General features: G+C 44.7%; 29 protein-coding genes. 4 read left to right on the forward strand and 25 right to left on the reverse strand.

Translation table 11 applies throughout. The annotated features are described in order from the left end of the window. Position 1: 1 nt before the first annotated feature. The 5 genes from menH to menB are packed head-to-tail and all read right to left on the reverse strand — an operon-like array spanning position 2 to position 6,199. On the reverse strand, positions 2-841 hold the full coding sequence (gene menH / locus IGI69_RS12370) for a 2-succinyl-6-hydroxy-2,4-cyclohexadiene-1-carboxylate synthase (RefSeq protein ID WP_373192523.1): 840 nt from the start codon (positions 839-841) through the stop codon (positions 2-4). Then, positions 838-2,550, reverse strand: coding sequence for a 2-succinyl-5-enolpyruvyl-6-hydroxy-3-cyclohexene-1-carboxylic-acid synthase (gene menD, locus IGI69_RS12375; protein WP_373192524.1), 1,713 nt, complete (start codon positions 2,548-2,550; stop codon positions 838-840). Before menD ends, menH begins: the two co-directional genes overlap by 4 nt. Next, complete coding sequence (locus IGI69_RS12380) at positions 2,543-3,907, reverse strand: isochorismate synthase (protein ID WP_438740983.1); 1,365 nt, start codon at positions 3,905-3,907, stop codon at positions 2,543-2,545. Before IGI69_RS12380 ends, menD begins: the two co-directional genes overlap by 8 nt. After that, complete coding sequence (gene menE / locus IGI69_RS12385) at positions 3,885-5,384, reverse strand: o-succinylbenzoate--CoA ligase (protein ID WP_167826944.1); 1,500 nt, start codon at positions 5,382-5,384, stop codon at positions 3,885-3,887. The genes IGI69_RS12380 and menE overlap by 23 nt, the downstream gene beginning before the upstream one ends. Next, entirely contained in the window at positions 5,384-6,199 is an 816-nt protein-coding gene (gene menB, locus IGI69_RS12390; protein ID WP_005228595.1) for a 1,4-dihydroxy-2-naphthoyl-CoA synthase, read from the reverse strand. The genes menE and menB overlap by 1 nt, the downstream gene beginning before the upstream one ends. A gap of 188 nt (positions 6,200-6,387) precedes the next feature. On the opposite strand from menB, the gene IGI69_RS12395 reads away from it, so the two are divergent. Both IGI69_RS12395 and IGI69_RS12400 read left to right on the forward strand, forming a co-directional pair. Beyond that, a complete protein-coding gene (locus IGI69_RS12395; protein ID WP_016612672.1) occupies positions 6,388-6,756 on the forward strand; it encodes a PaaI family thioesterase in 369 nt (122 codons plus the stop codon). Between the two features lie 201 nt (positions 6,757-6,957). Further along, positions 6,958-8,157, forward strand: coding sequence for an AI-2E family transporter (locus tag IGI69_RS12400; RefSeq protein ID WP_060792815.1), 1,200 nt, complete (start codon positions 6,958-6,960; stop codon positions 8,155-8,157). A gap of 46 nt (positions 8,158-8,203) precedes the next feature. Here the strand turns inward: IGI69_RS12400 and IGI69_RS12405 are convergent, their stop codons facing one another. From IGI69_RS12405 to IGI69_RS12430, 6 genes are all read right to left on the reverse strand, one after another. Continuing rightward, positions 8,204-9,148 (reverse strand): ROK family protein, encoded by a 945-nt coding sequence (locus IGI69_RS12405; protein WP_016608813.1) that lies wholly within the window; start codon positions 9,146-9,148, stop codon positions 8,204-8,206. Further along, on the reverse strand, positions 9,145-9,783 hold the full coding sequence (locus tag IGI69_RS12410; RefSeq protein ID WP_005228587.1) for a GyrI-like domain-containing protein: 639 nt from the start codon (positions 9,781-9,783) through the stop codon (positions 9,145-9,147). Before IGI69_RS12410 ends, IGI69_RS12405 begins: the two co-directional genes overlap by 4 nt. A gap of 147 nt (positions 9,784-9,930) precedes the next feature. Beyond that, positions 9,931-11,283 carry a PTS cellobiose transporter subunit IIC gene (gene celB, locus IGI69_RS12415; protein ID WP_275854080.1) on the reverse strand — a complete coding sequence of 451 codons (1,353 nt, stop codon included), beginning with the start codon at positions 11,281-11,283 and terminating at the stop codon, positions 9,931-9,933. Beyond that, complete coding sequence (locus IGI69_RS12420; protein WP_275854079.1) at positions 11,276-11,794, reverse strand: hypothetical protein; 519 nt, start codon at positions 11,792-11,794, stop codon at positions 11,276-11,278. Before IGI69_RS12420 ends, celB begins: the two co-directional genes overlap by 8 nt. Then, positions 11,787-12,140 (reverse strand): PTS lactose/cellobiose transporter subunit IIA, encoded by a 354-nt coding sequence (locus IGI69_RS12425; protein ID WP_275854078.1) that lies wholly within the window; start codon positions 12,138-12,140, stop codon positions 11,787-11,789. Before IGI69_RS12425 ends, IGI69_RS12420 begins: the two co-directional genes overlap by 8 nt. A gap of 13 nt (positions 12,141-12,153) precedes the next feature. Continuing rightward, entirely contained in the window at positions 12,154-12,489 is a 336-nt protein-coding gene (locus tag IGI69_RS12430; RefSeq protein ID WP_010749837.1) for a PTS cellobiose transporter subunit IIB, read from the reverse strand. Positions 12,490-12,744: 255 nt separating this feature from the next. Between IGI69_RS12430 and IGI69_RS12435 the strand changes: the two genes are divergently transcribed. After that, positions 12,745-13,065 (forward strand): helix-turn-helix domain-containing protein, encoded by a 321-nt coding sequence (locus IGI69_RS12435; RefSeq protein ID WP_005228576.1) that lies wholly within the window; start codon positions 12,745-12,747, stop codon positions 13,063-13,065. A 124-nt stretch (positions 13,066-13,189) separates the two neighbouring features. On the opposite strand, the gene IGI69_RS12440 is transcribed toward IGI69_RS12435, so the two are convergent. The 13 genes from IGI69_RS12440 to IGI69_RS12500 form a co-directional block, all read right to left on the reverse strand. Beyond that, entirely contained in the window at positions 13,190-13,870 is a 681-nt protein-coding gene (locus IGI69_RS12440) for an amino acid ABC transporter permease (RefSeq protein WP_275854077.1), read from the reverse strand. After that, positions 13,870-14,721 (reverse strand): transporter substrate-binding domain-containing protein, encoded by an 852-nt coding sequence (locus tag IGI69_RS12445; protein ID WP_077451842.1) that lies wholly within the window; start codon positions 14,719-14,721, stop codon positions 13,870-13,872. The genes IGI69_RS12440 and IGI69_RS12445 overlap by 1 nt, the downstream gene beginning before the upstream one ends. A 12-nt stretch (positions 14,722-14,733) precedes the next feature. Beyond that, positions 14,734-16,185 carry an amidase gene (locus IGI69_RS12450; protein ID WP_275854076.1) on the reverse strand — a complete coding sequence of 484 codons (1,452 nt, stop codon included), beginning with the start codon at positions 16,183-16,185 and terminating at the stop codon, positions 14,734-14,736. Between the two features lie 258 nt (positions 16,186-16,443). Next, the gene (locus tag IGI69_RS12455; protein ID WP_010749839.1) at positions 16,444-17,286 is read right to left on the reverse strand and encodes a DUF368 domain-containing protein; all 843 of its coding nucleotides are present in this window, start codon (positions 17,284-17,286) and stop codon (positions 16,444-16,446) included. Positions 17,287-17,408: 122 nt separating this feature from the next. Further along, a complete protein-coding gene (locus IGI69_RS12460; RefSeq protein ID WP_015510214.1) occupies positions 17,409-17,918 on the reverse strand; it encodes a GNAT family N-acetyltransferase in 510 nt (169 codons plus the stop codon). 113 nt (positions 17,919-18,031) lie between these two features. Continuing rightward, complete coding sequence (locus IGI69_RS12465) at positions 18,032-18,658, reverse strand: glycosyltransferase family 32 protein (protein ID WP_010749841.1); 627 nt, start codon at positions 18,656-18,658, stop codon at positions 18,032-18,034. A 177-nt stretch (positions 18,659-18,835) separates the two neighbouring features. Continuing rightward, complete coding sequence (locus IGI69_RS12470) at positions 18,836-19,939, reverse strand: alpha-hydroxy-acid oxidizing protein (protein WP_010749842.1); 1,104 nt, start codon at positions 19,937-19,939, stop codon at positions 18,836-18,838. Between the two features lie 151 nt (positions 19,940-20,090). After that, entirely contained in the window at positions 20,091-20,507 is a 417-nt protein-coding gene (locus tag IGI69_RS12475) for an NUDIX hydrolase (protein ID WP_438740991.1), read from the reverse strand. 103 nt (positions 20,508-20,610) lie between these two features. Beyond that, on the reverse strand, positions 20,611-20,928 hold the full coding sequence (locus IGI69_RS12480; RefSeq protein WP_005228559.1) for a DUF1292 domain-containing protein: 318 nt from the start codon (positions 20,926-20,928) through the stop codon (positions 20,611-20,613). A 22-nt stretch (positions 20,929-20,950) separates the two neighbouring features. Then, the gene (ruvX, locus tag IGI69_RS12485) at positions 20,951-21,382 is read right to left on the reverse strand and encodes a Holliday junction resolvase RuvX (protein WP_005234242.1); all 432 of its coding nucleotides are present in this window, start codon (positions 21,380-21,382) and stop codon (positions 20,951-20,953) included. Next, positions 21,382-21,648 carry an IreB family regulatory phosphoprotein gene (locus IGI69_RS12490; RefSeq protein ID WP_005228556.1) on the reverse strand — a complete coding sequence of 89 codons (267 nt, stop codon included), beginning with the start codon at positions 21,646-21,648 and terminating at the stop codon, positions 21,382-21,384. Before IGI69_RS12490 ends, ruvX begins: the two co-directional genes overlap by 1 nt. Positions 21,649-21,793: 145 nt before the next feature. Then, positions 21,794-22,624: a TIGR03943 family putative permease subunit gene (locus IGI69_RS12495; protein WP_005228555.1), complete on the reverse strand. Its 831-nt coding sequence runs from the start codon at positions 22,622-22,624 to the stop codon at positions 21,794-21,796. A 3-nt stretch (positions 22,625-22,627) separates the two neighbouring features. Next, positions 22,628-23,575, reverse strand: a complete 948-nt coding sequence (locus IGI69_RS12500) for a permease (protein WP_086295667.1) — start codon at positions 23,573-23,575, stop codon at positions 22,628-22,630. A 220-nt stretch (positions 23,576-23,795) separates the two neighbouring features. Here IGI69_RS12500 and IGI69_RS12505 point away from each other — a divergent pair, with 220 nt between their 5' ends. Beyond that, the gene (locus tag IGI69_RS12505; protein WP_438740994.1) at positions 23,796-24,158 is read left to right on the forward strand and encodes a thioredoxin family protein; all 363 of its coding nucleotides are present in this window, start codon (positions 23,796-23,798) and stop codon (positions 24,156-24,158) included. A 93-nt stretch (positions 24,159-24,251) separates the two neighbouring features. On the opposite strand, the gene IGI69_RS12510 is transcribed toward IGI69_RS12505, so the two are convergent. Continuing rightward, positions 24,252-24,926 carry a redox-sensing transcriptional repressor Rex gene (locus IGI69_RS12510; protein ID WP_438740996.1) on the reverse strand — a complete coding sequence of 225 codons (675 nt, stop codon included), beginning with the start codon at positions 24,924-24,926 and terminating at the stop codon, positions 24,252-24,254. Between the last annotated feature and the right edge of the window lie 132 nt (positions 24,927-25,058).

Genomic DNA, 25,058 nt, shown 5'->3' on the forward strand with positions numbered 1-25,058 from the left:
GTCAATCAGCTGACTGTGGCCCCGATCCTTTTACAAACCATTGATCGATTTCATGACGAACCTGTGTCGGCTGTTCTAAGTGGATACAATGTCCAGCATTAGCAACGACTTTGACGGTCATCTCTGGTTGTAGCTGCTTCATTTGGTGGGCGATTTTACGAAACTTTAAATCTTTTTCCCCCGCTAAATAAAGAATTTCACAAGCTAGTTGCGGAAGCTCCGACCAACAACTTGGCTGTTTGCCAGTACCACCGTAAACCAAACTTACTGCCAAGCCAAATTTGTTTTGCTGCAAGCGTCCTTGCCGTACAGCAGCCTGCTGCGCTAAAGGTAGCTCCTTTTGACTAGCAAACAACGGCAGTTCTTGCCAGTAATCGACAAAATCGACCAAAGGCTCCCTTAGTAAGCGCAACGCTAAGCGACGATCGTGCCGCTGACGAGCGAGTCGTTCCGCTGGATCAGCTAACCCGGGTGAACCACTCTCAAGCAAAAGATGGGTCACTGCCGTTGGTTCCATGACCGCCCAGACAAGTGCGATTCGCGCCCCCATCGAGTAGCCATACAGGCCATAACGTTCAATCCCTATCTTCGCTAAAAGTTTTGCGAGATCCTCCACCAGTAAAGGAAGTTCATAACGCATGGGATGGACATAAATCGATGAGCGTCCATGTCCAATCAAATCGATTGCCAATACATTGTAAGAACCTTCCTTTGCAAAAACCGGTCGAAAGCTTTCCGAAGAACCCGTGAAGCCATGCAATGCCACAAGGGTTGGTAAGGATGGTCGATACGGCTGCAGCCACTGATAAAAATAACTGACGCCATTTATCGTGTCCTTCATTGCTGTGCTCCTGCCTCGCTAAAATGCTGTTGCAGTGCTTGCCAAGTATTAACCGGATCTTTTTGCTCACCCTTCACTTCGATTATTTGAAAGCGCGGCTGTTGACTTGTTTCCGCTAAAATCGTTTGAAACTCTAGCAAAGAGGTCGGTGTGTGCCAATCTGCCTCATATAAGGCCGCCACTTTTTGAAACTCAAGGCCTAACGGCGTGCCAAAGAGCGGGACAAAGTCGTTTGGTTCTAAGGTGTTTTGTGACAAAAAGGAAAAGATCCCACCACCGTTATTATTCAGTAAAATGATCGTTACTGGCAATTGATACTGACGCAGTAGTTGTAGGCCGTTCATATCATGGTACAACGCTAAATCACCAATCAACAAGTAGGTAGGCTTTTGACTGGCTGAAGCAATCCCAGCTACGGTCGAGACAAGGCCGTCGATCCCATTGACGCCCCGATTTCCATACACTCGATAAGTGGAGGAAGTTTTGCTGCCGTAGCGATCAAAGAAACGGATCGCATTGCTGTTTGCCAAAAGAATTTGCGCTTCTTCAGGTAGACATTGTTGGAGCATGCGCACAGCGCTGCTCTCATCCCATTGTTGCAACTGGGGACTTGCAGCAATCACCTGATCTGCCCGCGCTTGAAGTGCTTGCCATTGTTGTTGCCACGCCGTATTTTTGACGATCGGCAAGTGGGTGATGGCCACCACGAAAGTGCTGATCGCTGCTTCGATCAAATAGTTTGCCCGATGCAACTGGTCTTGCCACTGCCCCGATGGATCAACAAAGAGCCACGTCGTCGTATCGGCTGCTTTGTTCAACCATAACAGGACATTTTTAGTGACTGGTAAGCGACCAAAACGCACGACCACCTCTGGTTGGAAGGCAGAAGTCAATTGCGGGAAAATAAGATCGGCTTGGCTGATAAATGTTCCTACTTTGGTACCGGCTGTCGCCAAATTGGTCAATGGATCGCCGACAATCGGCCAGCCCAATTTCTCTGAAAAAGCCAGCAACTGCTGCGCTTCTTCGATCGTAAGGCTTTCTCCAGCAATCAGAATACCTTTTTTACCAAAGTAAGGGGCTAGCTGGGTGATCATCTCTGCTGACAGCTCTTGTTGTGGTGCCAGATAGCTCACGTCTTGCTGCATACTGCATTGTCGACTAAAGTCAGGCAACAGCGGCTCCCGTAATGGAAAGTTGATTTGGACAGGGCCTTTCGGCTGTTTTTGCGCTTCGATCGTGCAAGTTGCAGCTTGCCAAAAACTATAACGCAACAAAGCAGGATCGTTTTCTGGCACCGTCATCTCTACCATTTTTTTGACATGAGAGGCATACAAATTCTGTTGATCCATTGCCTGTGGCGCCCCAACGCCCCGCAGTTCTGGCGGACGATCAGCCGTTAAGACGATCAGTGGCAAGTTGGTAGCTTCTGCTTCACAAACAGCTGGATAATAATTGGCTGCTGCAGTTCCAGAGGTACACAGTAAGATCGTCGGCTGGAGATCAACTTTGGACATCCCTAAAGCAAAAAAAGCAGCTGAACGTTCGTCGACAGCCACCGTACAGGTGATCTCAGGATCACGATGCAATAGTAGCGCCAATGGCGTTGAGCGTGAACCGGGACTAATGACTGCTCGCTTCGCACCCGCTGCTTTTAGTCCTTGGATCGCCGCTAGTAAATAGTCTGTCATGACTGTCTGGTTATTCATCTCCTAAGATCCCTCTCCTCATCGGTTGAAATTTTAACCGTGTTTCTTGACGTTCGGATTCCGCATCTGAATCGGCAACGATCCCACAGCCTGCATACAGCGTTGCTTGATTGCCGCTAAAGAAACCTGAGCGGATCGCCACAGCAAACTCGCCAATATCTTCTTGAATACCCAACCAACCGATCGGTCCACCGTACATCCCTCTGCTGGCTGGTTCATGGGTACGAATCCATGAGACGGCTGCTTCTTTCGGTTCTCCCCCCAATGCTGGGGTTGGGTGTAGTTTTTGCACGGCGGTCAGAAAGTTGACTCCTGCCTTTCTTTGCCCTGCTAAAGGAACAAACAAATGCTGAATGTCACGATTTTTGATCACGGAACGGGCTTCTGATTGAAAGCCGTCAGCTAACAAAGTGGCCAACGCCGTTTCTAAGCGATCGACAACTACTTGATGTTCATGGGTATTTTTTGCGTCCGCTAAGAGGGCTTGTGCCAGTGCCTCATCTTCTTCTTTGGTTTTGCCTCTTGGCGCGGAACCTGCGATACTTACCGTTTCAAACTGATCGACAGTCGCTTTTAGCAAGCGTTCTGGCGTCGCACCAGCAAAAACATGGCCCCCATGTTCGATGGCAAAAAGATAGGTATTCGGCTGCTGTTGCGCCAACCGTTGCAACACCGCAGCACTAATGATCGACTGCTTCGTTTCTACCTTCATTCGTCTTGCCAGAACCACTTTTTTCAACGGTGTTTCAGTTGAGCGAATGGCTGCCACTGTCTCTTCGACCGCTTGCAGCCATTGGGGCACATCTAGTTCCTCTTGTGCCTGAAAAGCAGGCGTTTCTGCTACAAGACTCTTGTCCGAATTGGCCTGCAACCAGCTTGCGACTTTTTCCTGTAAGGCAGCGACTTTTTGTTGTCGTTGTTCCTCGGAAGAAGCGGCTACTGTATAAACGACGCCACACTGATCGCCAGTTTTGCTGACCAGTATTTTTGGCAACGCAAAGAGACCAGCACCTAGCTCAGCCCAATCCTGACTGACTTCTGCCTGTTCATCAAAAGCAAAGCCGCCAACTAACTGCGCCTGAAAAGGTGCCTCTGGTTGATAGTGGGCTTGCTTTAAGAGAGAGCGGACTTCTGAAAAGTCTGCAAGTTTGGGTTGCGAAAAAGTGGCTAACCAACCCAACCCTACCATACTAGTCGTTTCATCAGGAGTACGCCAGAAATAGCGTTCCCCTCGATATTCTTGTGCCGCTGCATAAAGAGCCAGTAAGTCACACCTTTCTATAGGTTGATACTCACTCAAATAGGTTTTCCCGGCAGCGATCGCTGCCTCATAATTACTTGTTGATTTGCTGTTCAATGTAGTTCACTCTTTCTTCACTCAGCAATAGCCTTTTTAAAACTTTACCGCTTGCTGTGCGCGGCATTTCTCGCACGTGATAAAAACGGCGCGGAAATTTATAGTGGGCGATCTGCCCTTCTAACGTATCCAATAAAGCTTTGAAGTGGATCGGTTCATTTAACGTTAAATAAGCCGCGACAGATTGTCCCCACTCCTCGTCTGGTTCCCCCACCACAGCTGCCTCTTTGACCGCTGGATGCTGCAACAAGGCTTGCTCCACTTCTGCGGGATAGATGTTTTCTCCACCAGATATGATCAGTTCGCTTGCACGACTGACTACATACAAAAAGCCCTCTTGATCAAGATAACCTAGATCTCCTGTGGCAAACCAGCCCTCTTGGTCCCACTGCTGTGGACTGCGATCGTTTAAGTAACGGGTCGTGATCGCCGGCCCTTGCAGTTGGATCTCTCCGATCGACTGGGTACTTTCAGCAGTCTGGTGGTCTGCCATTTTCCCATCCGTCGCAATTCTTAAATGGATACCTTGCAGGGGAATCCCAGAGGCGCCAATTTTTTCTGAAGCTTTTTCTGGCGGCAATGCCACCACTTGTGAACAGGTTTCTGTCATCCCATAGGATTGGATCACAGAAAGCTGTTTTTGCTGGCATTTTTCCAATATACTTTTAGCAATCGGACCGCCGCCTAGCAGGATATAACGCAACGAATCAAAGCCTTGTTGGGGCACCAAGGGCAGCAAATCTGTCAACATTTTTGCCACCAAAGAAACGATCGTCCCTTTTCCTGCTTCAAGGTCTTTGGCCATTTCTACAGCATCAAAGCGCTCATACAAACGAACACTCATTCCAAGTCGCAGTGAACGCAAGAGAATTGATAATCCACTGATATGGTACAGCGGAACTGCACAAAGCCAACAATCCTCGCTAGTGATGACTAAGTTCTTTTGCGTCGCTTCGGCACTTGCTAGATGATTCCCAAAGGTTTGCGGCACACCCTTGGGATTGCCAGTCGTACCGGATGTATACATAATCGAAGCTACCTGTTCTACTTGATAGATTGCTTTATTAGGAACAAACGAAGGATCAAAAGAACCGATAAAAGCCTCCGCCTGTTTGATCGCTTGTCCAAAGGTCAAGCTGCGAACACCCGAAATCACAGCCTGATCCGCCGCGATCACCCAGTCGCAGTGGGCATCTTGCAATTGGAAGGAGATTTCAGCGGCTGTCAATCGCGTATTCAGCAGCTGGACTTCGATCCCCAACTCCCATAACGCAAGGATCGTAAAGACCATTTCAGGGGAGTTATTGCTAAAAAGAGCTACCCGGTTTGGCTGATCAACGAATTGGGCTTGATAATAAGCAGCGTAAGCATAAACCTCTTTTTGCAAGGCAGCAAACGACCAGCTTTTTTCATGCCAATAAAAAGCTGGTCGTTCTGGATGAAGTTGTGCTTGCCTTTGCAGCCAACTCCCAGTCATTATGGGAATTTAGGGAATTGGTCGAAGTCTGGTTGACGTTTTTCTTTAAACGCGTCACGACCTTCTTTGGCTTCATCCATCGTGTAATACAATAAGGTCGCATCGCCGGCCAATTGCTGAATGCCAGCTAATCCGTCCGTATCGGCATTCATTGATGCTTTGATCATACGTAACGCCAACGGGCTCTTTTGCAGCATCGTTTCGGCCCATTCCATCGTTTCATCTTCTACTCGATCAAGAGGAACGACCGTATTGATCCAGTTCATTGCCAATGCTTCTTCGGCGGTATATTGTTTTGTCATGAACCAAACTTCTTTGGCTTTTTTATGACCGATCGTCCGTGCAAGATACCCCGAACCATAGCCACCATCAAAACTACCGACATTTGGTCCTGTTTGACCAAATTTAGCGTTGTCAGCGGCAATCGTTAAATCACAAACCAATTGTAAAACATTTCCGCCGCCGATCGACCAGCCTTTGACCATGGCGATCACCGGTTTTGGCAACGTTCGGATCAAGCGTTGCAGATCCAATACGTTTAAGCGAGGAACCTGATCTTCCCCAACATAGCCACCGTGACCACGGACTTTTTGGTCTCCGCCTGAACAAAAGGCTTTGTCGCCGGCGCCTGTCAAAATAATCACGCCGATGCCTGGTTCATCGCGACTGATCGAAAATGCATCAATCATTTCAAACACCGTTTTTGGTGTAAACGCATTGTGGACTTCTGGGCGGTTAATCGTGATTTTCGCCACTTTTCCATGTTGTTCAAACAAAATTTCATCGTACTCTTTTAAGGTTTTCCATTCTCTCATTACTTGTTCCTCCTCAATTCACATAGCTCTATTATACACATATCTAGTCGCTTTTCGTTAGAAATTGCTTTGGTTAAGGGAATTTCTTAAGACTTCTCCCCCTGTTGCCGACTTTCTGAGAACTTCGGCTATTTCTAACAAAACTCGTGCTATAATCATGGTAACTTTCTTAGAAAAAGGAGCAAAAAATGAACTTACTAGAAGCTTTAGAAATCGAAGTAGAAGCAGCAACAGCCGATTTTGTTCGTTTACGAATGCCCATCAAAGAACAGCACAAACAGCCTTTTGGTCTCGTTCACGGTGGCATTAACGGCGTTTTGATCGAGACTGCCTGCAGCATCGGTGCCAATCAAGCTTTGGCTCAAGAAGAAGCCTTCGCCGCCGGCATTGACCTACAAGTCAACCATCTAGCCGCCGCCCAAGAAGGAACCCTGATCGTAGAAGCTAGTCCTGATCGCATCGGCGCCCGTATCCAAACTTGGCAAGCCACTATTTGGTTAGCTAGCGGGTTAAAAACTGCCGTTGGTCGCTGTACCTTGACGACAGTGCGCAAATAATTCTTTTCGCTCCTGTGTTGTAAACACGGGAGCATTTTTGGCCTGCTTTGAAGAAAGATGCCACCAGTTAACCCCTTATCAAAGATATTCTTTCATTATAAAGATATTGAGAATATGAGCGTAGTTTTTTCAAAAGGTACGTTGTTTTTTTACAGAATAGGGGTCTTTCGTTATAATGTAGCTAAGAAAGCGAGGCTTATTATGAAAAATAACCGATTGATCCACTTTTTAGGCGGCAAAACAAGCTATTATGTCTTAGGACTGATTATCTTGTCAGCAGTTGCTGTCTTTTTGCTAAATCAGATTTCTTTTTTATTTACACCCTTTTCAGCCATACTTACAGCTATTATCCCCCCCTTTTTATTTGGGCTGATCCTTTACTATCTGTTTAACCCGGTGGTCGATAAATTGGAATCGAAAAAAATTCCCCGCAGTGTTTCGATTGCTGGGATCTATCTTTTGATTCTTTTGTTGATCGTCTTTGCTGGTTTCCAGCTTTACCCGATTTTGGAGCAGCAAACCACCGATCTGATCAACAGCTTACCAAGTTTGGTCAGTGACTTTGAGAAAAACGCGACCGCCTTTTTAGAAAATACCCCGTTTCAAGATGAGATGGCACAAATTACAGACACATTGCAAAATATCACCAACAACATCATGAGTTTTATTGGGGACTATTGGGAAACTGGTGCTGCTGGGCTCAGCAGTTTGTTTTCAACGATATCGACCTTGTTCATCGCTTTGTTTACGGGACCGATCATTGCCTTTTTCTTATTGCGCAACCCCAACAAGTTTTATTTTTCGGTTCTCTCGTTAGTGCCACCACGTTTTCGCAAAGACTTTAATGAAATCGTCAAGATCTCTGACATACAAGTCGGTGCCTTTTTGAAAGGACAAATCATTTCTTCCTTGATTTTAGGGGCGATCTATTGGGTCGTTTTCCTATTGATTGGCTTAGAGTATGCCAGTATTCTGGCGATCGCCGCTGGTCTGCTTTGCATCATCCCCTATATTGGTCCTTTTATCGTCTTTTTCCCGGGACTTTTCATTGCCGCACAAGACTCCACCGGGATGTTGGTTAAATTTTTGATTGCTTGGTTTGCTGTACAGTTGCTTCATGGGGATTTAGTCGTGCCCCGTGTGATGGGTGACCGATTGAAAATTCATCCTATTACGATTCTGGTTGTTTTATTAGTGATGGGTGATTTGATGGGGATCGTTGGGGTGATTTTCGGGATTCCAATTTATTGTCTGCTAAAAGTTCTTGTCGTTTACGTGTTCCGCAAATTCAAGCAGCGCTATAACCGCTATTACGGTCAAGAAGGCAAATACTTCCACAGTGCCTTCACTAGCAAAGATTACCTAGGTGACGAAGACAAAGACACCAAGAAAAAAGCCTAAAAAAACTGTCGCGAATCGTTGGTTCGCGGCAGTTTTTTGGTCTATTTTATTTCATCTCATGTTCCAAAAAGAAATGATAGAGCGCCCCTAATAAGTTGGCATCGTTTTGAAATTTGCAGGCTTGGATTTCCGGCTTCGTCAAGGTCTGCTGCAAAATCGGTAAACTAGCCAGCAGTTGCTGATACTGACGGTCGATTTCTTCCACCACGATCGCTTGGGCACTGATGCCACCACCAATCACGAAGCGCTCTAAGTCGATCACGGCTTGAACATTGAGTATGACACACGCAATTTCTCGGCAATACGCTGTAAACAGCGCCCAGACCCGTGGCTCTTTTTGATTGATAGCGTCAAAAACTGCTTCGCCATCCGCAAGATCAGCTAAGCCTAGCAGTTGGGCGCTGCGACGAATCATGGCGACCGCTGAACCGCTAAAACCTGCCAATTGCTGCAGGGTCAATCCCTGATTATTTGGTTGCTCAGCGTTTTCTGGAGCATCGCTTCTCTTAGTGGCATTTAGTAGAAAACTTAATTCCCCTGCTTGAAAATGTGCACCTTGGATCAGTTTTCCTTCAACGATCACACCACCACCCAAACCAGTACCTAAGGTTATGGCAGCCCCATTTTGAATCCCTTTAAGGTTTCCTAGCCACCATTCAGCTAATGCGGCTGCCTTGCCATCGTTGGTCACAGCCAGCGGCACTTGGTACTTTGCCAGCAGCTGTTTTAAGGAGACTCCATCTAAAAAAGGCAATGCCCCGCCAAACGAGATCGTCCCTGTCTCTGGGTTGACTTTTCCTGGAGTACTAACAGCAATGCCCCGAATGCTCCCATGAACGTCTTCAACGATCGTTTCAATCCCTGTCAGAAATTCCGTAAGATTTTTCGGCGTATCCATCCGTCCTCGTGTCAGAATATTCCCCGAGCGATCAATGACAGCCGATTTGATTTTCGTGCCGCCGATGTCGATGCTTAAATAGTTTTTATTCACTGAATCCCACCCTCTGCTTCTACTGCCCATCGCAGGACGGTTTTGGCTTTATCTGGTGAAACTTTTCGCGGATCAGACAAATAGATTTCTCGATGCTGGAACGTGTCCATCGTTGGACGGATCACTAACTGTTCTTGTTTTAACAGCTCCTTCATTTTCGCAAAGGTTTCCGCTTCAGTGTCAAAAGAGCCTGTATGCATCGCTTGCAGGCACAATCCTTCTTCATAGCGCTCAAAGATGAGCTTTTCTAGATTTGGATTGTCTTTCTTCTCTTTGACTGCCAAGAGCTGTTCTTGAAACAGTGTTTCCGTGACTGGTTCTGGTTGGCGAATCATGATTTTGTAGATCAATTCTTCTTTGTTGACGGCACCGTCTGGCTTTGTCAGAGAGGTCCACACACCTTCTAAAGGAAAGACCGTGTATTCAAAGGGTTCATTGCCAAAAGCCCCTTTTTTTAATCCCATCCTGAGTGAATAAGAAATCGTATATAAAGCGGCGATCTCTTCGCTGAATTCAGGTCGATTCGGATTGCCGCTGCCGCTCAAACTGATAAATTGATACGTTGGCACCTCGATCACTGTTGGTTTTTTGGGAAGATAGAGCTCTTTTTCTAGTTTGCGCCATTCATACTTCATAAGGACCCTCCTCGATTTGCTTTTCTTTATTTTACCATGAAAAAGAAGGACCATTGCAAAAACAGTTATCCCTTCAACTGCAAAGGGACAACTGTTTTTTTCTTATAGGGATAATGTAGCTACTTGCTGTTTTCCCAACTGCTCGTCTTATGCGGCTTCTTGTTCTTCTTTCAGCAATTTTGTGTCATAAAACTTCGCAAATGGAAAATAGATCAAGAAAGAAACTACTGCACAAACAATGGCAACGACGCCTGCACGCCAGTCTCCACCGGTGCCAATAAAGCCACCAAGTCCAACGGGTGTTGGGAAAGGAATATTGGCGATCATGGGACGAATCAATTCCATCCTTGTGGCAAAATACGCGATCGTGGCGGATGCCATCGGTGCTAACAAGAAAGGAATTGCTAAATAAGGATTATAGATGATCGGCACGCCGAAAATGATCGGTTCATTGATATTGAAAATCGACGGGACGATGGCAGCTCTCCCTAATACTTTCATCTGTTTCGATTTAGCAATGTATATCATAAATAAGGTAAAACCAAGGGTTGCTCCCGAACCACCTAATGTCACGTACCCGTTGGTAAATTGGCCTGCTAATGGGAAACTCGCCCCTTCAACATTGGCAGCTAAATTAGCTAACATGATCGGGGTGATCAGTGGACTAATGATATTGAATCCATGAATCCCTACCAACCACAAGGCATGCGCGAGGAAATAAATCACCATGATTCCCAACCAGCTATCCGTAAGGTGGGTAACAAACCCGAACGGAATTGCTACTAGTTGAAAAATATCCGTCCCTAAAACAACTAAAACACCATTGATGGTCAGAACCACGACTGCCACCACAAAGGCTGGTATCAGTGCCGTAAAACTACGAGCCACACCTTCAGGCACTTCTTCAGGCATTTTGATGACCCAGTTGTTTTTTACACAGAGACGATACAGCTGAACGGCAACGACCGCCATCACGATCCCAGTGAAAATACCAACAGTTCCTAAACGTGCGACCCCATCGGCACCAATCAACCACCCATTGATCAGCCCTTCTTCCACATCATTCATCCGTGTCATTTTTCCGCCGTCAAAAACAAGCTGAGGAATCGACATCAATGTAGCAAAAACACCTAACAACGCCCCATTGATCGGCGTCAGGTCGAGATTCTCCTCGACTTGAATGATCTTGGAATACTCATAGCCCAGAACGATACAAAAATATAATGCCAATAACCCCATGGTCGTACTATTTGCTAACATATACAAATCACTGAAATTCAAAAAAGTCGCTTCAAAAAAGTCAGCTAAAAACGGAAACGTGATCGGTAAAATGTTGAATACTAAAAACATTGAGCCTACGATCGTAAAAGGAATCGACGCCATCCCTGCCGACATGATACTACGAACGATTTTGTATTGGGAAATCTTTCCCATCGGACCCATTACTGCTTTTTCTAAAAGTTGAAATAGTTTATTGTTCGATTCTGTCAAATCAATCACCCTTTCTTTCTATCTCTTCAAATTCGCGAATCCATTGCCAATGTCGGTCTTTATTGCGAAAAATTTTCTTCAATTTTCTGATACCACTCCAAGCAAAGACACCACTTATCCAGAGAACTATGCGAACATACTCGATACTTTGCGAGGTGAAATAGGGGAAAATAACTTCTGTCACGCCAAAAAAAGTCAATAAAAAAAGAATGGCCATTGTCCCCATTTGAAGGCGTAAATACCATGTAGTAAAAAAGAGTTGCTTGGAAACGATGGTTGCGTGGTGTCCATATAAGCGGATAAACTCACTGATCGCTCTCATTGACAACAGCAACAGGCTCAGTGGAACCACACGCAGCCATTGCCCTGCCAAAGAAGCAGCCAACAGCCAATATAGGTTAAAAAAGAAAAAGAATGCGACTAAATACCGCAATAGCAACAGCCGTTGAAAATAGAGATTTTTCTTCGTCAGTTTTTGCGCCGCATCTCTTTGAGCAACTTTTGCTTGCTTACTAGCCATCTGCACTCCTGCATTGGATCGCTTCTTCAAGGCTACTCATTTTTTGATAAATCCCTAGCATTTCTAGTGCTACTTCTCTGAGGGTCATGGTTGTCATCAAATGATCTTGTGCATGGATCAACAAGATATCGCAGGTAAATGAAGTCCCTGAAGCATATTCTTGCAGCATTTTTGACTGGATGCGGTGGGCTTTGACTAATGAATCATTGGCTATGTCCAACAACTCTTGCGCTTCTTGACAACTGCTGTTTCGCATCTGTTCAAAGGCTTGATGAATCATCGTGCGGGCATCACCGCTTGCTAAAATAAGTTCAAAGGATATTTCTTGAATTTTTTCACTATCCATAGCCTACCTCCATTTATTTCGCACTTTTTTCTAATGCAATGCTTTCTTTGACTAGCTGTGCTAATTTCTCGATCCCGATCGGTATCGGAATATATGCTTGCGGGGGAATATTCACGATTGGTTTGCCGTATTTATCGGCGCTTTTCTTTAAATTGGCAAAATGCATTTTCGTTTGCGGGCTAACTAAATATAAATCATACTCATCCTTAGCGATCGTAGCGATCCCCTCTGAAGCAGAGATGGCATCGATCCTCACTGACCAGCCTTCTGTGGTTAAAAAGCTTGTTCCTTTTTTAGCGATCAACGATGAAGACATGCCTGCTGCACAAATTATCAATACTTTTTTCATTTCACTTCCTCCTTCTATGAAACGCTTCCATTTTGGTGTATCTATTCCTTTCTTCTACCCTCCTTCATGCTATAAAAAATCCTTGAGAACGATTCACTACCTGCTGATTCTTACAGGTAGTAATCCTTCTTCACATAAATAGTATTACATATCGAGTACTTTGTAAATGCAATAAAACTCTATTAGTGATATAAAACATTAATTTCTTTCTGCTTCTATCGTGTCATAGTAGAATAATTTTGTGGAGGGGATTTCATGTTTAAAGATCGTTTAAGACAGTTGCGGAAAACGCGATCTGGTTTAACACAAGCAAAAATGGCAAAATATTTAGGAATCGCCAAAACAACCTATGCTTCGTATGAGCAAGGCAATCGGATGCCCGATATTGAGATCCAAAAAGAACTTGCTGATTACTTCAATGTCAGTCTCGATTATTTGCATGGACGTCCGAATGATTTGGAAGCCCTCTCTATGAAACAGATTCGTGTGGCTTCAAGAATCAATGAGGACTTTACTGAATATCAACTATCTGAAATCATTACCTTTATCGAATTTATAAAAAACCGCCCAGAGTAAACGGTACTATTCTGCCTTTTTTCTCTGGCTAACTTGTGGTGCTGCTTCATTACCTAAAGAAAAAACTGCTGTCAATGTCTCACAAGGAAACATTGACAGCAGCTGAAGAGCCTCGGCTCTTTTTTTATTGTCTTACAGCCTCATTAGCGGCAAAGCGTTTTGAAAAATGTTGTTCTAATTGCTTTTGCCCGGCTTCAATCAAAATACACAACAGCCAATAGATGATGGCAACTAGCACATACATGGACATGTAATCAAAGGTTCGTCCGCCAACGATCTTAGCTTTTTGAAAAATATCAGGAATCGTGATCATTGCTGCCAAGGAGGTTCCTTTCAGCAAATCCATTGCCACATTACTCAATGCCGGTACAGAAATACGAAAGGCTTGTGGCAAAATAATCAGACGCATCGTTTTCGTAAAGGATAACCCTAACGCATAGGCAGCATCAAATTGTCCACGATCCACACCAGCAATTGATCCTCGGTAGATTTCCCCGATAAATGCGCTGCTGGTCAATGTAAAACAGATGATCGCAGCACTAAGCGCCGACAATTGATAAGGCAAGCCAAAATACAGTAGGAACAACAAGACCAACGCTGGGACGCCTCTTAGAAATGAGAGGTAGCCCCGCACGAACCCTCTAATGAATGGATTTTCCAACATCCCTAAGAAGGTGAGCATGATCCCTAATACGTTGCCACCTAGAAACGAAACGACAGCAATGCCGACCGTATAGGACAAGCCCGACAGCAAATAGGGCAATGACTCCCACATCAACGGCAAATCAAGGGTTGGAATATACATTAGTCTGTTTCAACCGTTTGAATCGCTTGATCAGATTTTACTGAAATATCGGTTTGAAAATACGTTTCCGCAAGTTCTTTTAAACGGCCGTCTTCTTTCATTTCTGCTAAAACAGCATCCACTTTTTCCTGCAATGCTTTATGATCCTTCACAAATAAGAAGCCCGTTTCATTCGGATTAAAGTAGACATCTTCTAAAATTTTAACAGGGATATCTGGCAAAGCAGCAACCGCCATTTTTTGCAAATAGTAATCATTCAAGATCACATCCGTTCGACCATTCGCAACATCTGTCAAATACTGATCATTCGTTGCGTTGTCGTAAGTCACTAATTCTGCCCCATAGGATTCGGCTAAGCGCATGTAGCTGGTATTCGGTTCACCAGCAGCTTTTTTGCCATCCAAATCTTCTAAAGAAGCAATCCCAGAGTCATCACTTTTACGCACGATCATACTATCGAACGAGTATTTAATAGGCGTTGAGAGACTGAATTTTTCCGCCCGTTCATCTGTCAAACCAAAATCGTTGGCAGCAAAATCGGCTTCTCCACGTGTTAAAGAAGAAACTTGTCCATCGACATTGTACTCTTTAAATGTGATCTCTACGCCTAATCGTTTGGCGACTTCTTTTGCCACATCGACATCATAGCCCACTAATTCATTTTCATCGTTATAGTAAGACGATGGATACAAGGTTCCCGAAGTAGCAACAACCAATGTTTTGGCTTCTTCTACCTTACTTAGACTGGTGTCTTCTTCCGTTGGTTTGCTGCAGGCACTTAACAGGACCCCCGCAAATAAACCTAAAAAACCAACCATTGCAACGATTTTCCCTTTTCTAACTTGTTTCATAATATCCTCCTCTTAGTTTCCTTGTTTTGGCAACAGAAATCGTTGCTGTGTTTCAAATAAATAGCCGACTTGGAAAAGTAGGTCTTCTCTGCCTTTAGACGCCATAAATTGGACCCCTAGCGGCAACCCTTCCTCGCTAAGAGCAGTTGGCAAGCTGATGGCTGGCTGCCCCGTTAAATTGGCTAATTGAGTATAAGGTGTCAGAGCATAGCTCTTGGCAAACATTTCTTCGATCAACTCACCCGCAGCACTTTTTCCAAGCGATTCGATCTCATGCAGTCTTTGGCGAATGCTATCGCTTTGTAAGTCTTCCTCAATCAAAGGGGCTGGATAAGCCGTCGTCGGGGTCAAAAAGAGATCATAGGTTGAAAAGACTTCTTCCATTTTTTCTGCCAGCTGATCCCACCACTGCAAGGCAAGGACGTAATCGGCGGCAGGCAGTTTTTTGCCATATTGGTAAAGTGCCCAGGTCATCAATTCCATCTCTTCCCGTCTGACCGGTACTTGACGAGCAGCATCGATCTCAGCAAACATCGCAGCTGTTTCGCCGCCATTCATGGCGTAATAGGTGGTCATCATTTGCTGACCATCCACTGGATAGCCCACTTCAACGACTTCATGCCCCTGCTTTTCTAAAAATGCGGCTGCACTTCGGACTGCTTGGATGGCAGTTTCAGACACTTGGCCGCCGGTCGGCGATGCGGTAGTAAAAGCAACCTTCAACCGCGGTTTTTGACTCGCTTGCTGATGATGCCATTCTACTTGCGGTGCCTGATAAGGGGCTGCCGGCTGTGACGTCCGCAACGCATAAAACAGCTGTTCCGTATCACGCATGGAAAGCGTCAACGCAAAGTTGATAGAAGCGCCTTGCCAGCTGCGCCATTCACTAGGACCCACTGGCATCGTGCCACGGGTTGGCTTCAAACCGATCAATCCGCTAAAGGATGCTGGAATGCGGATCGATCCGCCGCCATCACTGGCACCCGCAATCGGAAACATCCCCGAAGCCACTGCCGCTGCCGCACCACCACTGGAACCACCAGCTGAACAGGCAGGATTCCACGGATTACGTGTAGGCCCATACAATGTTGGATCAGTGATATTTTTGAATCCAAATTCTGGTGCATTGGTTTGCCCTAACGGCACAAAGCCTGCCTCTTCTAAACGAGAGACAAAATGAGCCGTGCGGCTGGCTCGTGCTTTAGCAAATAGTTTGGCTCCTGACGTTGCTGGCCACCCTGCTTTGGTTTGGCCGAGTATTTTTAACGGCATGGGTTGTCCCCCAAAAACCGTTTTTTGAAGATGCTGCTCGTAATGCTGGATCGCTGCTTGCGGATCAAATGTTACAAGCGCATTCAAAAGCGGATTTTGTTGATTGACTTTTTCTTCGATCATCGCCACCCGCTCTGCAAAACTGATTTTTCCTTGCCGCAATTGTTCCGCCCAATAGGTCGCATCTTGCATGCTTGCCCCTCCTTTTCCTCAAAACCTCAAACAATTATCTAAACTGTAACACACGAAAAATTCTTCTTTATATAGACTACAATATACCAAACACTAGGAAATCTTTCAACAAAAATAGAACAGTTTTTAAACCTGTATTATATCGTTATCAAACGTTCCCATCTTTTTACTACCAGCTGTCGACCAACGCTTCTTCTTAGCTGTCCCCATCATTACCTAACAAAAACGGCACATCGCCAAACGATGTGCCGTTTTGATTTACTTGTATTTTTCTTCCAGCTTGCTCATCCAAAGACCTAACCAAGCCCCCAAGACAAACAAGATAATTCCGATGACAGCCGTTACCCAAGTAAAGCCGCTATAGTTTGCCACCGGAGGAATCACGATCAATATCGTTGAGGCAATAACGATCCCTAAAATGAAGTGATAGACTTTTGAATGATAATGGCTCAATAGCCACTCCATCAATTTCGAAAACAGCAGCATCACTGCCAAGCCGCCAATGGCGATCGGTAGAAAGACCCCCATGATGTCAAAGCTCTTAAAGCCTTTCAACATCGGATCATAAAGGCCCAGAACGAGCAAAAGGTTTGAAGGACTCAAGCCGGGAACCAAAACACCTAACGCGATCAGACCGCCGGCGATCACAAAACCAATGAAATTGGCAGGGATCGTTCCTAAGATATCGCCCATAAAATAGAGGAACAAGAAGCCGATGACCATACTGCCGAAGAACCAAAGCAGGTCGCCGGTTGTCCGTTTGCTTTTCAAGGTCGATTCTTTAGCAAGTGCCGGTAACGTCCCGATAATTGCCCCCGCAAAGCCCCACAAAACGATGATTTGATAGTTTTGCAGCAGCCACTCTAATGGCTTTGATAAAAGCCCGATCCCTACGATTCCCCCGATCCCTACTGGCAGGAAAAAGAGGAGATTCTCTTTAAAATTCTTCGTCAGATGTGCCATAAAGCGCAGCATCCGCTCATAAATGCCTAAGATGGCTGCCAATACGCCACCTGAAACACCAGGCAAGATAAAGCCCAAGGCAATCACCACGCCTTTAAGAAAACGTGACAAAATACTTTCGTTTCTCTGTTTTTCCATTTACAATTGCTCTCCTTAGCGATGGTTTTCACCAATCGTTCTTTTTTCATCAATCCCTTTAACTATACTTGATTGCCAAAAAAATGGAAAGTAATTTCTAATTCCTCATACAAAGGCAGATTTCAAAGTTCTTTCAGCATCAAGAAATCCGTCTGCTCATCATCCCCCATAAAAAAGGAGTGACTGCCAACTCTTTCAAAGCCCATCGTATGATAAAAAGCCAACGCATTGTCGTTAAATTCCCAAACGCCTAACCAGATCGACTTTTTCTGCAGCTCTTTGGCGGTCTCTTGAGCAAACAGCAGCAGTGTTTTGCCATAGCCTCTGCGCTTATGTTCTTTTTTGATATAGATTCGTTCAATTTCCAACCCCTCTGGGGCAATCGCTTCCGTTTGCGCCTCACCCCAGTTAAGTTTGATATATCCTACGGTTTGATCATTTTCTTGTAAAAAATAAAACGCCGACTGCGGATTTTCTAACTCTCGGGTCAGTTTCGGCAGATTGTAGGCTTCTTCTAGATAGATACGAGTATTTTCCTCCGTATTGAAAGGAGCAAATGTATCGTAATAGGTGGATACGCTGATTTCTCCCAATTCTTCTAAATCTGCCAAAGTACATCGTTTGATAGCCATCAAAACGCCTCCTCATTTTTTCAAGCTATTCTATCACATCTCCATCATCCCTTGCAAAAGCAAAAAGGACGGACAGCTTTCCCCACTGTCCGTCCTTTCATAGACTTACTCTTTTATAACCAAGAGCCAGAAAACTGATGGATCACCATCGTACTCGGATCTTCCTCGACCTCACCAGTGATATAGCTTTTTGGTGAAAACGTCATTTGCGGGAAGATTTCTACGCCCTTAACCGTTTGTCGTTGATTATTCAATTCTAATCCGTGGTTTTGCAACAGTTCCGTCACTCGGATCACATTGGTGACGACATCTTCCGTTTTTTCTGCCCGGACAAATTTTCGGTCATCGTAATCGTGGTACCATTCTTCCATAAAGGGATGATGCGGCACCGCTCCAATGATCCCAGTAGAAATCTTGGTTTCGATCTCAAAGCCCATAAATGCCTCCAGTGTCAAGAGCTCATCTAAAGGTTTGACCACCTCGATATCGGTATCCATATAAATACCGCCTTCTGTCACTAACGCATACAAACGAACCACATCTGACACAAAGGCCCATTCTTCTTGGTCATAGGCCTCTTTTAGATAAGGACCGAATTTTGAAAGGTCGATCGTTGATTCATCCCAACGTTTGATCTCATAATCCGGACAATATTTTTTCCAGGTATCCATGTATTTCTTTTCTTGTTCACCTAATGGATTGCCGCCAAACCAGCAATAATGAATAATTTTTGGAATCATCAATCTCTCTCCTTTAGTTTATTGGTCTCTTTTAAGTGTAGCTGATTTTGCAATTGTTTCAAAATCATATACACTTTTTTCGGTGAAAGCAGTTGTTCCAGCTCCTGGGCATGATCAGAAAAATCCATAAAAAAAAGCACCAGAATCAGCGATCCTAGCGCCTTTTTGAGGGATTGCCTATAAATAGCGATTGTCCCGTAAAACGGCTTTTTTGATGTCTGCCACCGTTTGCGTCCCCGCAAGCTGCATGACCATCTCCAATTCTTTTTTGAAGAAATCAAAGACTTGTTGAACACCAGTGGCACCACCTAGAGCCAACCCATAGATCACTGGGCGGCCGATCGCCACTAGATCTGCTCCGCAAGCAATCGCTTTAAAGACATGCTGTCCACGCCGTACCCCGCTATCAAAGACGATCGGCGCCCGACCTGCCACTGCTTCAGCCACGATCTGTAAGGAATCAAAGGAAGCTGGACCACCATCCAATTGGCGTCCCCCGTGATTTGAGACCCAAATCCCTTGTGCACCTGCCCCTAAAGCTCGTTCCACATCTTCTTCTGATTGCACCCCTTTGACATAAACTGGCAAGTCAGATTCTTTGGCGATAAAAGCGACATCCTGGGGACTTAATTTTTGTTTTGAGGAGCCGTAAACGGCATCCATCGTTTGTCCGATCCCTGATTGATAGGCCTGAACGATCGGCATTGCCAACGGAAAGGTGAAGCCATTGCGGCGATCCGTTTCTCGATTGCCCCCAACAGTTGCATCTGCGGTCAAAACGATCGCTTTGGCGCCATTGCGTTTTGCCATCGCCAAGATGTCTTTATTGATGCCATCGTCTTTACTCATATAAAATTGGAACCACTGCGGCGCTTCTTGGCCACCAGCTGCTCGGATTTCTTCCAACGTACAAGAGGCATACGAACTCGCCGTATAGATCGTGCCAAAACGTGACACACCTTTGGCTGACGCTTGTTCTGCCGCAACATTTGCTAAGCCGTGGGCGGCAACAGGCGCCATAATGATTGGCGCTGACAACGTATCACCGCCAAAGGACAACGTTGTGTCCGGTAATTCAATGTCCTTTAAGACATGAGGAATGATCAATTTGTGATTGAAGGCGCGTTCATTTTCTTGATAGGTAAAAATATCCCCCGCACCACTGCTGATATAGCCATACCCACCTTTAGGAATCACTTCCTCTGCCGCGATCTCCAAATCGCGCATATTGATAAAATCGATTGCTCCTTCTGCGGTACTTGCTTGATAAATTTTTTCCATGCCTTTCCCTACTCTCCAATAAGATAACGTTTACATTTTCATCCTACCCCTGATTGCAGGATCACGCAACTCATTCGCTCACTCCTACTCAACACGCTGCTTTTACTTTCCCACTCAAGACAGCCCTCCATTTGAGTGGGCTGAATTATTTTTATGTTCGTACGAAATATTCTGCCAACAACAACGGCTGAATCGTTGGATATGTCCAGTTGGCAGGCGGCTCTGCCATTACATAGATTGCTTCGATCTCTGAGGTCAATTCATCCTGCAAGTCCGTGATCTGGGCTTCAAACACCAAGCCGTAATCGGCCTCCCCGTTTTTTTCTACACCATAGATAAATAACGGTTCTAGGGTAAAGTGCTTGGCGCCTGTTTCTTCTTTTAATTCACGGGCAGCACACTCTGTGATGCTTTCTCCTAGTTCTCGCTTGCCTCCAGGGATCTCCAAGGTGTCTCGTTCTTTGTGTTTGACATAGACGAACTTTTCTTGGTACTTGCTGATGATCACGGCAAAAACTAGCTGCTCTTCTGCGATCTTTTCAAGCTCGAATATCGTTACGTTACTCATTTTTCTCATTCCTTTCAAAAAAGCAGACATGCTTCTAAAATAAACAGTCGTTAAATCAAAAAAAGTGCTGATCCCTTATGGAAAGGTCAGCACTTGCAACTTATTACTCTTCTTCTTCCGCCATGAATGTGTTGAAGACTTCTTCAATCATATCCCATTCTGCTTCTGTTTCGATCTGTTCTAATTCACCTTCAGAACCGTCTTCGTTTTCAATATAAGCGTACGCTTGTAATTCAACGTCTTCTTCTTCTGGTACGCCTGCTGGATAAAGCAAGACGTAGTTGCGGCCGAATTCTTCCGTACCGTCAACCGTTAATAGAATTTCGTATAAGGTTTCATTTCCTTGATCATCGATTAAAGTAATGTGTTCATGTCCTTCATGATCGTGATCGTGGTTATGATCGTGTGTATGTTCTGACATTTATTTTCCTCTTTTCTGTAAATTAAAACAGCTGTTTCCCAGCACCATCTAAATAATTCTGCAAAATCATGACTGCTGCTAATTTATCAATCACTTTTTTTCGTTTGGCACGCGATGTATTCGCCTGTTCTACCAGCATTCGTTCTGCTTGAACGGTCGTCAGACGTTCGTCTTGGTAAACGACCGGCAAACCGAATTGCTGTTCGATCGCTGCGCCGTAAGCCATAGAAGCTTCCGCTCTAGGTCCGATCGTATTATTCATATTTTTAGGTAGTCCTACCACAAAACGTGAGACTTCATATTCTTTCACCAATTCAGCAAGTCGATCATAACCGAAATTGCCTTCATCTTCATTGATGCGAATGATCTCGATCCCTTGTGCTGTCCAGCCCATTGGGTCACTGACCGCCACGCCGACTGTCCGCGAACCAACATCCAATCCCATGATTCTCATTATAGGTTGATCCCGTGATTGCCTAAATAATAACGGATCAGAACTTCCATGATCTCATCCCGTTCGTGACGACGAATCAAATTCCGGGCATCCCGATAACGAGGAATGTAAGCCGGGTCGCCAGAAAGGAGATAACCGACGATTTGATTGATCGGATTGTATCCTTTTTCCTCTAATGCTCGGTAGACGATAGCTAATGTTTCGCTGACTTCTTTTTTACGGCTATCATCAAAATCAAAGCGAACTGTTTCATCTGTAAAACCCATTTCACGACACCTCTCTTTTGTATAGATTTTAGCATATGTTCCTACTATATTGTACTAAACGTTTGATAAAACTACAAACATATGCTTAGATTTTCTCCATTATAACAAAGGTTTATGATGTTTTTATGAACTTTCTTAAAAAAAGCTAGAAAGCGCGATAGACATACTGGTTTTCTGGTGCTTCAATCGTCTTCTCTTGGTCTGCTACCACCATCGGCAAGTCCCGTTTGAAGGGTTGATAGTACTTCGATTGGATCGTCCCTTCCACGTGGAGCCACTGGTTATTTTCTGCCGTTGTTTGTTGCGGTAATTCCACTCGCAAGCCAAAAACGCCTGAATCAGCCACACAATGGATAATGCCAAAACGAAACAAAAAGATTTCATTGGCATCATCTTGATCTGCATGGTACACAAATCCATCATAGGTGATTTTCTTGCCAATAAATTCGCTCGGGTACGTATAGATCAACTCCATGACTTCCAAGTAATTTTCTTCCGTTACCGCAATCGTCTCATCTTTGGCGTAACGTGCCAACGCTGCATCCATCTGAGTGTCATAATCTTCTTTGTTAAAATAAAGACTTGTATCGGGTTTCAGATATTGGGTCGTCATTTCTGGATCCCCCACAGATTCTTCACTTAGGGGGAAATTAAACCCTTTTGCTTCAACGATCGTCGTATCCAAGCTAACGGTGGGGAAAAAGAGACCCACGATGATCGGTAAGGCTAATAGAAAATACGCAATCACTCGTTGGTGTTTTTTCTCTAATCCATGCTGGTGCTCATCGTCATGATGATGCTCGGGCTCTTGTTTGACCCAAAAATACAGCTGGACCAAAGCCAATAATAAAGAAATGATCATGGATAAAATAGCGAGATAGCGATAATGAATGTTGATAAACTGATTGAGTTTACCCGTCACTTGCAAATACATCATCAATTCAAAATAGCCTGATAAGATCAAAAAACGAACCATTCTTTACACCACCCATGCATAAATTGAAACGACGATTGCGACTAAACCAACTAAAGAAGCGATAAAACGCCCCGAAAAGTACCGCTTCATCATCAACAGGTTTTTAATATCTACCATTGGACCAAAAACCAGGAAACCGACGACTGGTCCAGTGCCGAATAAACTCAACAACGAAGAGCCGATAAAGGCATCTGCTTCGGAACATAAGGATAACGTTAATGCTAACAGCAGCATGACGAAGACCGCTAACAGCTTCGTGGAGCCTAATGTCAGCATCAAGCCAGTTGGCAGATAGGTCTGCATCGCTGAGGCGATCAACGCACCAATGATCAAATAACGCCCAGTATCGAAAAACTCATCCAAACTATGCTGCAGCAAATGACGAATCTGCCGAAGGAGCGGATGACTGCTCTTTTCCGTTTGATGGTGGGCGTGATCATGCCCCTGATGGTGTGGGTGAGCTGCCTGCTCATTCCCGCCACTTAATTGATTGGCAAGCCGTGTTTTTAAGACCTCTTGTTTGTTAAAATACGCCAGCCAGATCCCCACGACCATTGCGACCAATAAGCTGCCCAGTACACGCAAAAAGGCGAACTTCGCGGAATTTCCAAAGGCAATGAATGTAGAAAAAATCACGATAGGATTGATGATCGGTGCAGTCAGCATAAAGGCAAACGCCGTATACACTGGCACCTCTTTTTTTACGAACTGATTAACGATCGGTACGATCCCACATTCGCAGGAAGGAAAAAAGACCCCCAGACCACAACCAACTGTGATCGATGCCAATTTGTTTTTTGGTAAGAGTCTCGTGACTCTTTCTGGCGTCAAGAAGACTTGTAAGGCACCTGAGATCAAGCAGCCCAATAGGACAAACGGCAAGGCTTCAATGACGATAGATAAAAAAATAACACTCATTTGCAGGACAGAATTCGGTAATGCCTGAAACATAACTTTAACCTTCTTTATCAATAAATTCGAAACGCTGGAATTACTATACGTTTTTTCCTTTTTTTATACAACGTTTTTTTTAAAGCAGCCTATTTTTTTAATCGTTGCTTTAGATTTCCCTTATCTTTGAATCCTTCTTACTCACCTAAGCGATCAGCTGCTAGCAGATATTTTGACTTTTCCTCAAGAACAGCGTACATTTTCCATGGAGGAATGACTTATGCAAAAAAATCAACCGATCCAAGAGCAGCTCGCCCAACAACCGTTGGCACTACTCTATCTCTCTCAACCGAATTGCAGTATTTGTGTTGCGGACAAACCACGCATCCAAAAACTGGCACAATCCCAGCAACTCCCTCTATTTACCATCAACACGCTGGCAGAGCCAGAAGCAGCCAGTTTATTTTCGGTCTTGACGGTTCCCGTCGTCCTCTTGTTCGCGAATGGGAAAGAAGTGCATCGTGAAGCCCGCATCATCGATTTCACACGTTTGACTCAACAAATCTTGCGGTATCAAGAAGCGCTCACAAGCGTTGAAGAGCAAGATTCCTACGAATCACTTTTTGACCAGTTAGACGAGTAAGATCAGTGGTGAAAAAGCAAAAAACAGCTGTCAGATCGTTGTATATACTACGATCTGGCAGCTGTTTTGTTGGTTCCTATTTATATGATGCGATTATTCGCTTAGTGATGGTTCTTCTACTGGTTCTTCATGGGACAAGACGTTGCCTGAATGCAAGAAATAAATCAACGTTTGCAATTCATTGGTTAAGTCAACGTTTTGAATCAGCACGCCTTTTGGTGCAGTGATCCGTGCAGGTGTAAAGTTCAAGATTCCTTTAATGCCAGCATTCACAAGCTCGTTCACTAAATCTTGTGAATGTTGTGCGGGAACCGTCAAAATAGCCACATCGATCTGCTGGATCTTCACTTGTTCCTTCATGTCATCCATTGGATAGACCGGCACACCATCTACGATTCGACCAACTAAATCTTCGTTGACATCAAATGCGGCACTGATCCGAATGCTGTTGCTTTGGTGAAATTTGTATTTCAACAAGGCGCTCCCCAAGTTTCCGACACCGACTAAAGCTACATTCGTCATGTGGTCTTCGTTCAATGTCTTCGCAAAGAACTGCATCAAGCTTTCAACGTCATAGCCATAGCCGCGTTTTCCTAATTCACCAAAGTAGGAAAAGTCGCGGCGGATCGTCGCACTATCAACTTGAACAGCTTCACTTAGTTCGGTCGAAGAAACTTTTAATTTGCCAGCTTGGTGCAAAATACGCAAGTAACGATAATATAAAGGCAATCGCTTCGCTGTTGCCTTTGGAATTTGATGATCTTTCAAAGAATACTCCCCCATTGTGAAAAATTCACTTGTGATGAAGCTATCATAACAAATACATTGTTCAAAAATCAATTTGAATGCTCATAATTTGAAATATAAATTTTATAATGGTAAAATCAAACTTTTTCCCAA

Origin of the sequence: Enterococcus sp. DIV1083b, assembly GCF_051713705.1 — a bacterium.
Taxonomy (GTDB): Bacteria; Bacillota; Bacilli; order Lactobacillales; family Enterococcaceae; genus Enterococcus_D; species Enterococcus_D casseliflavus.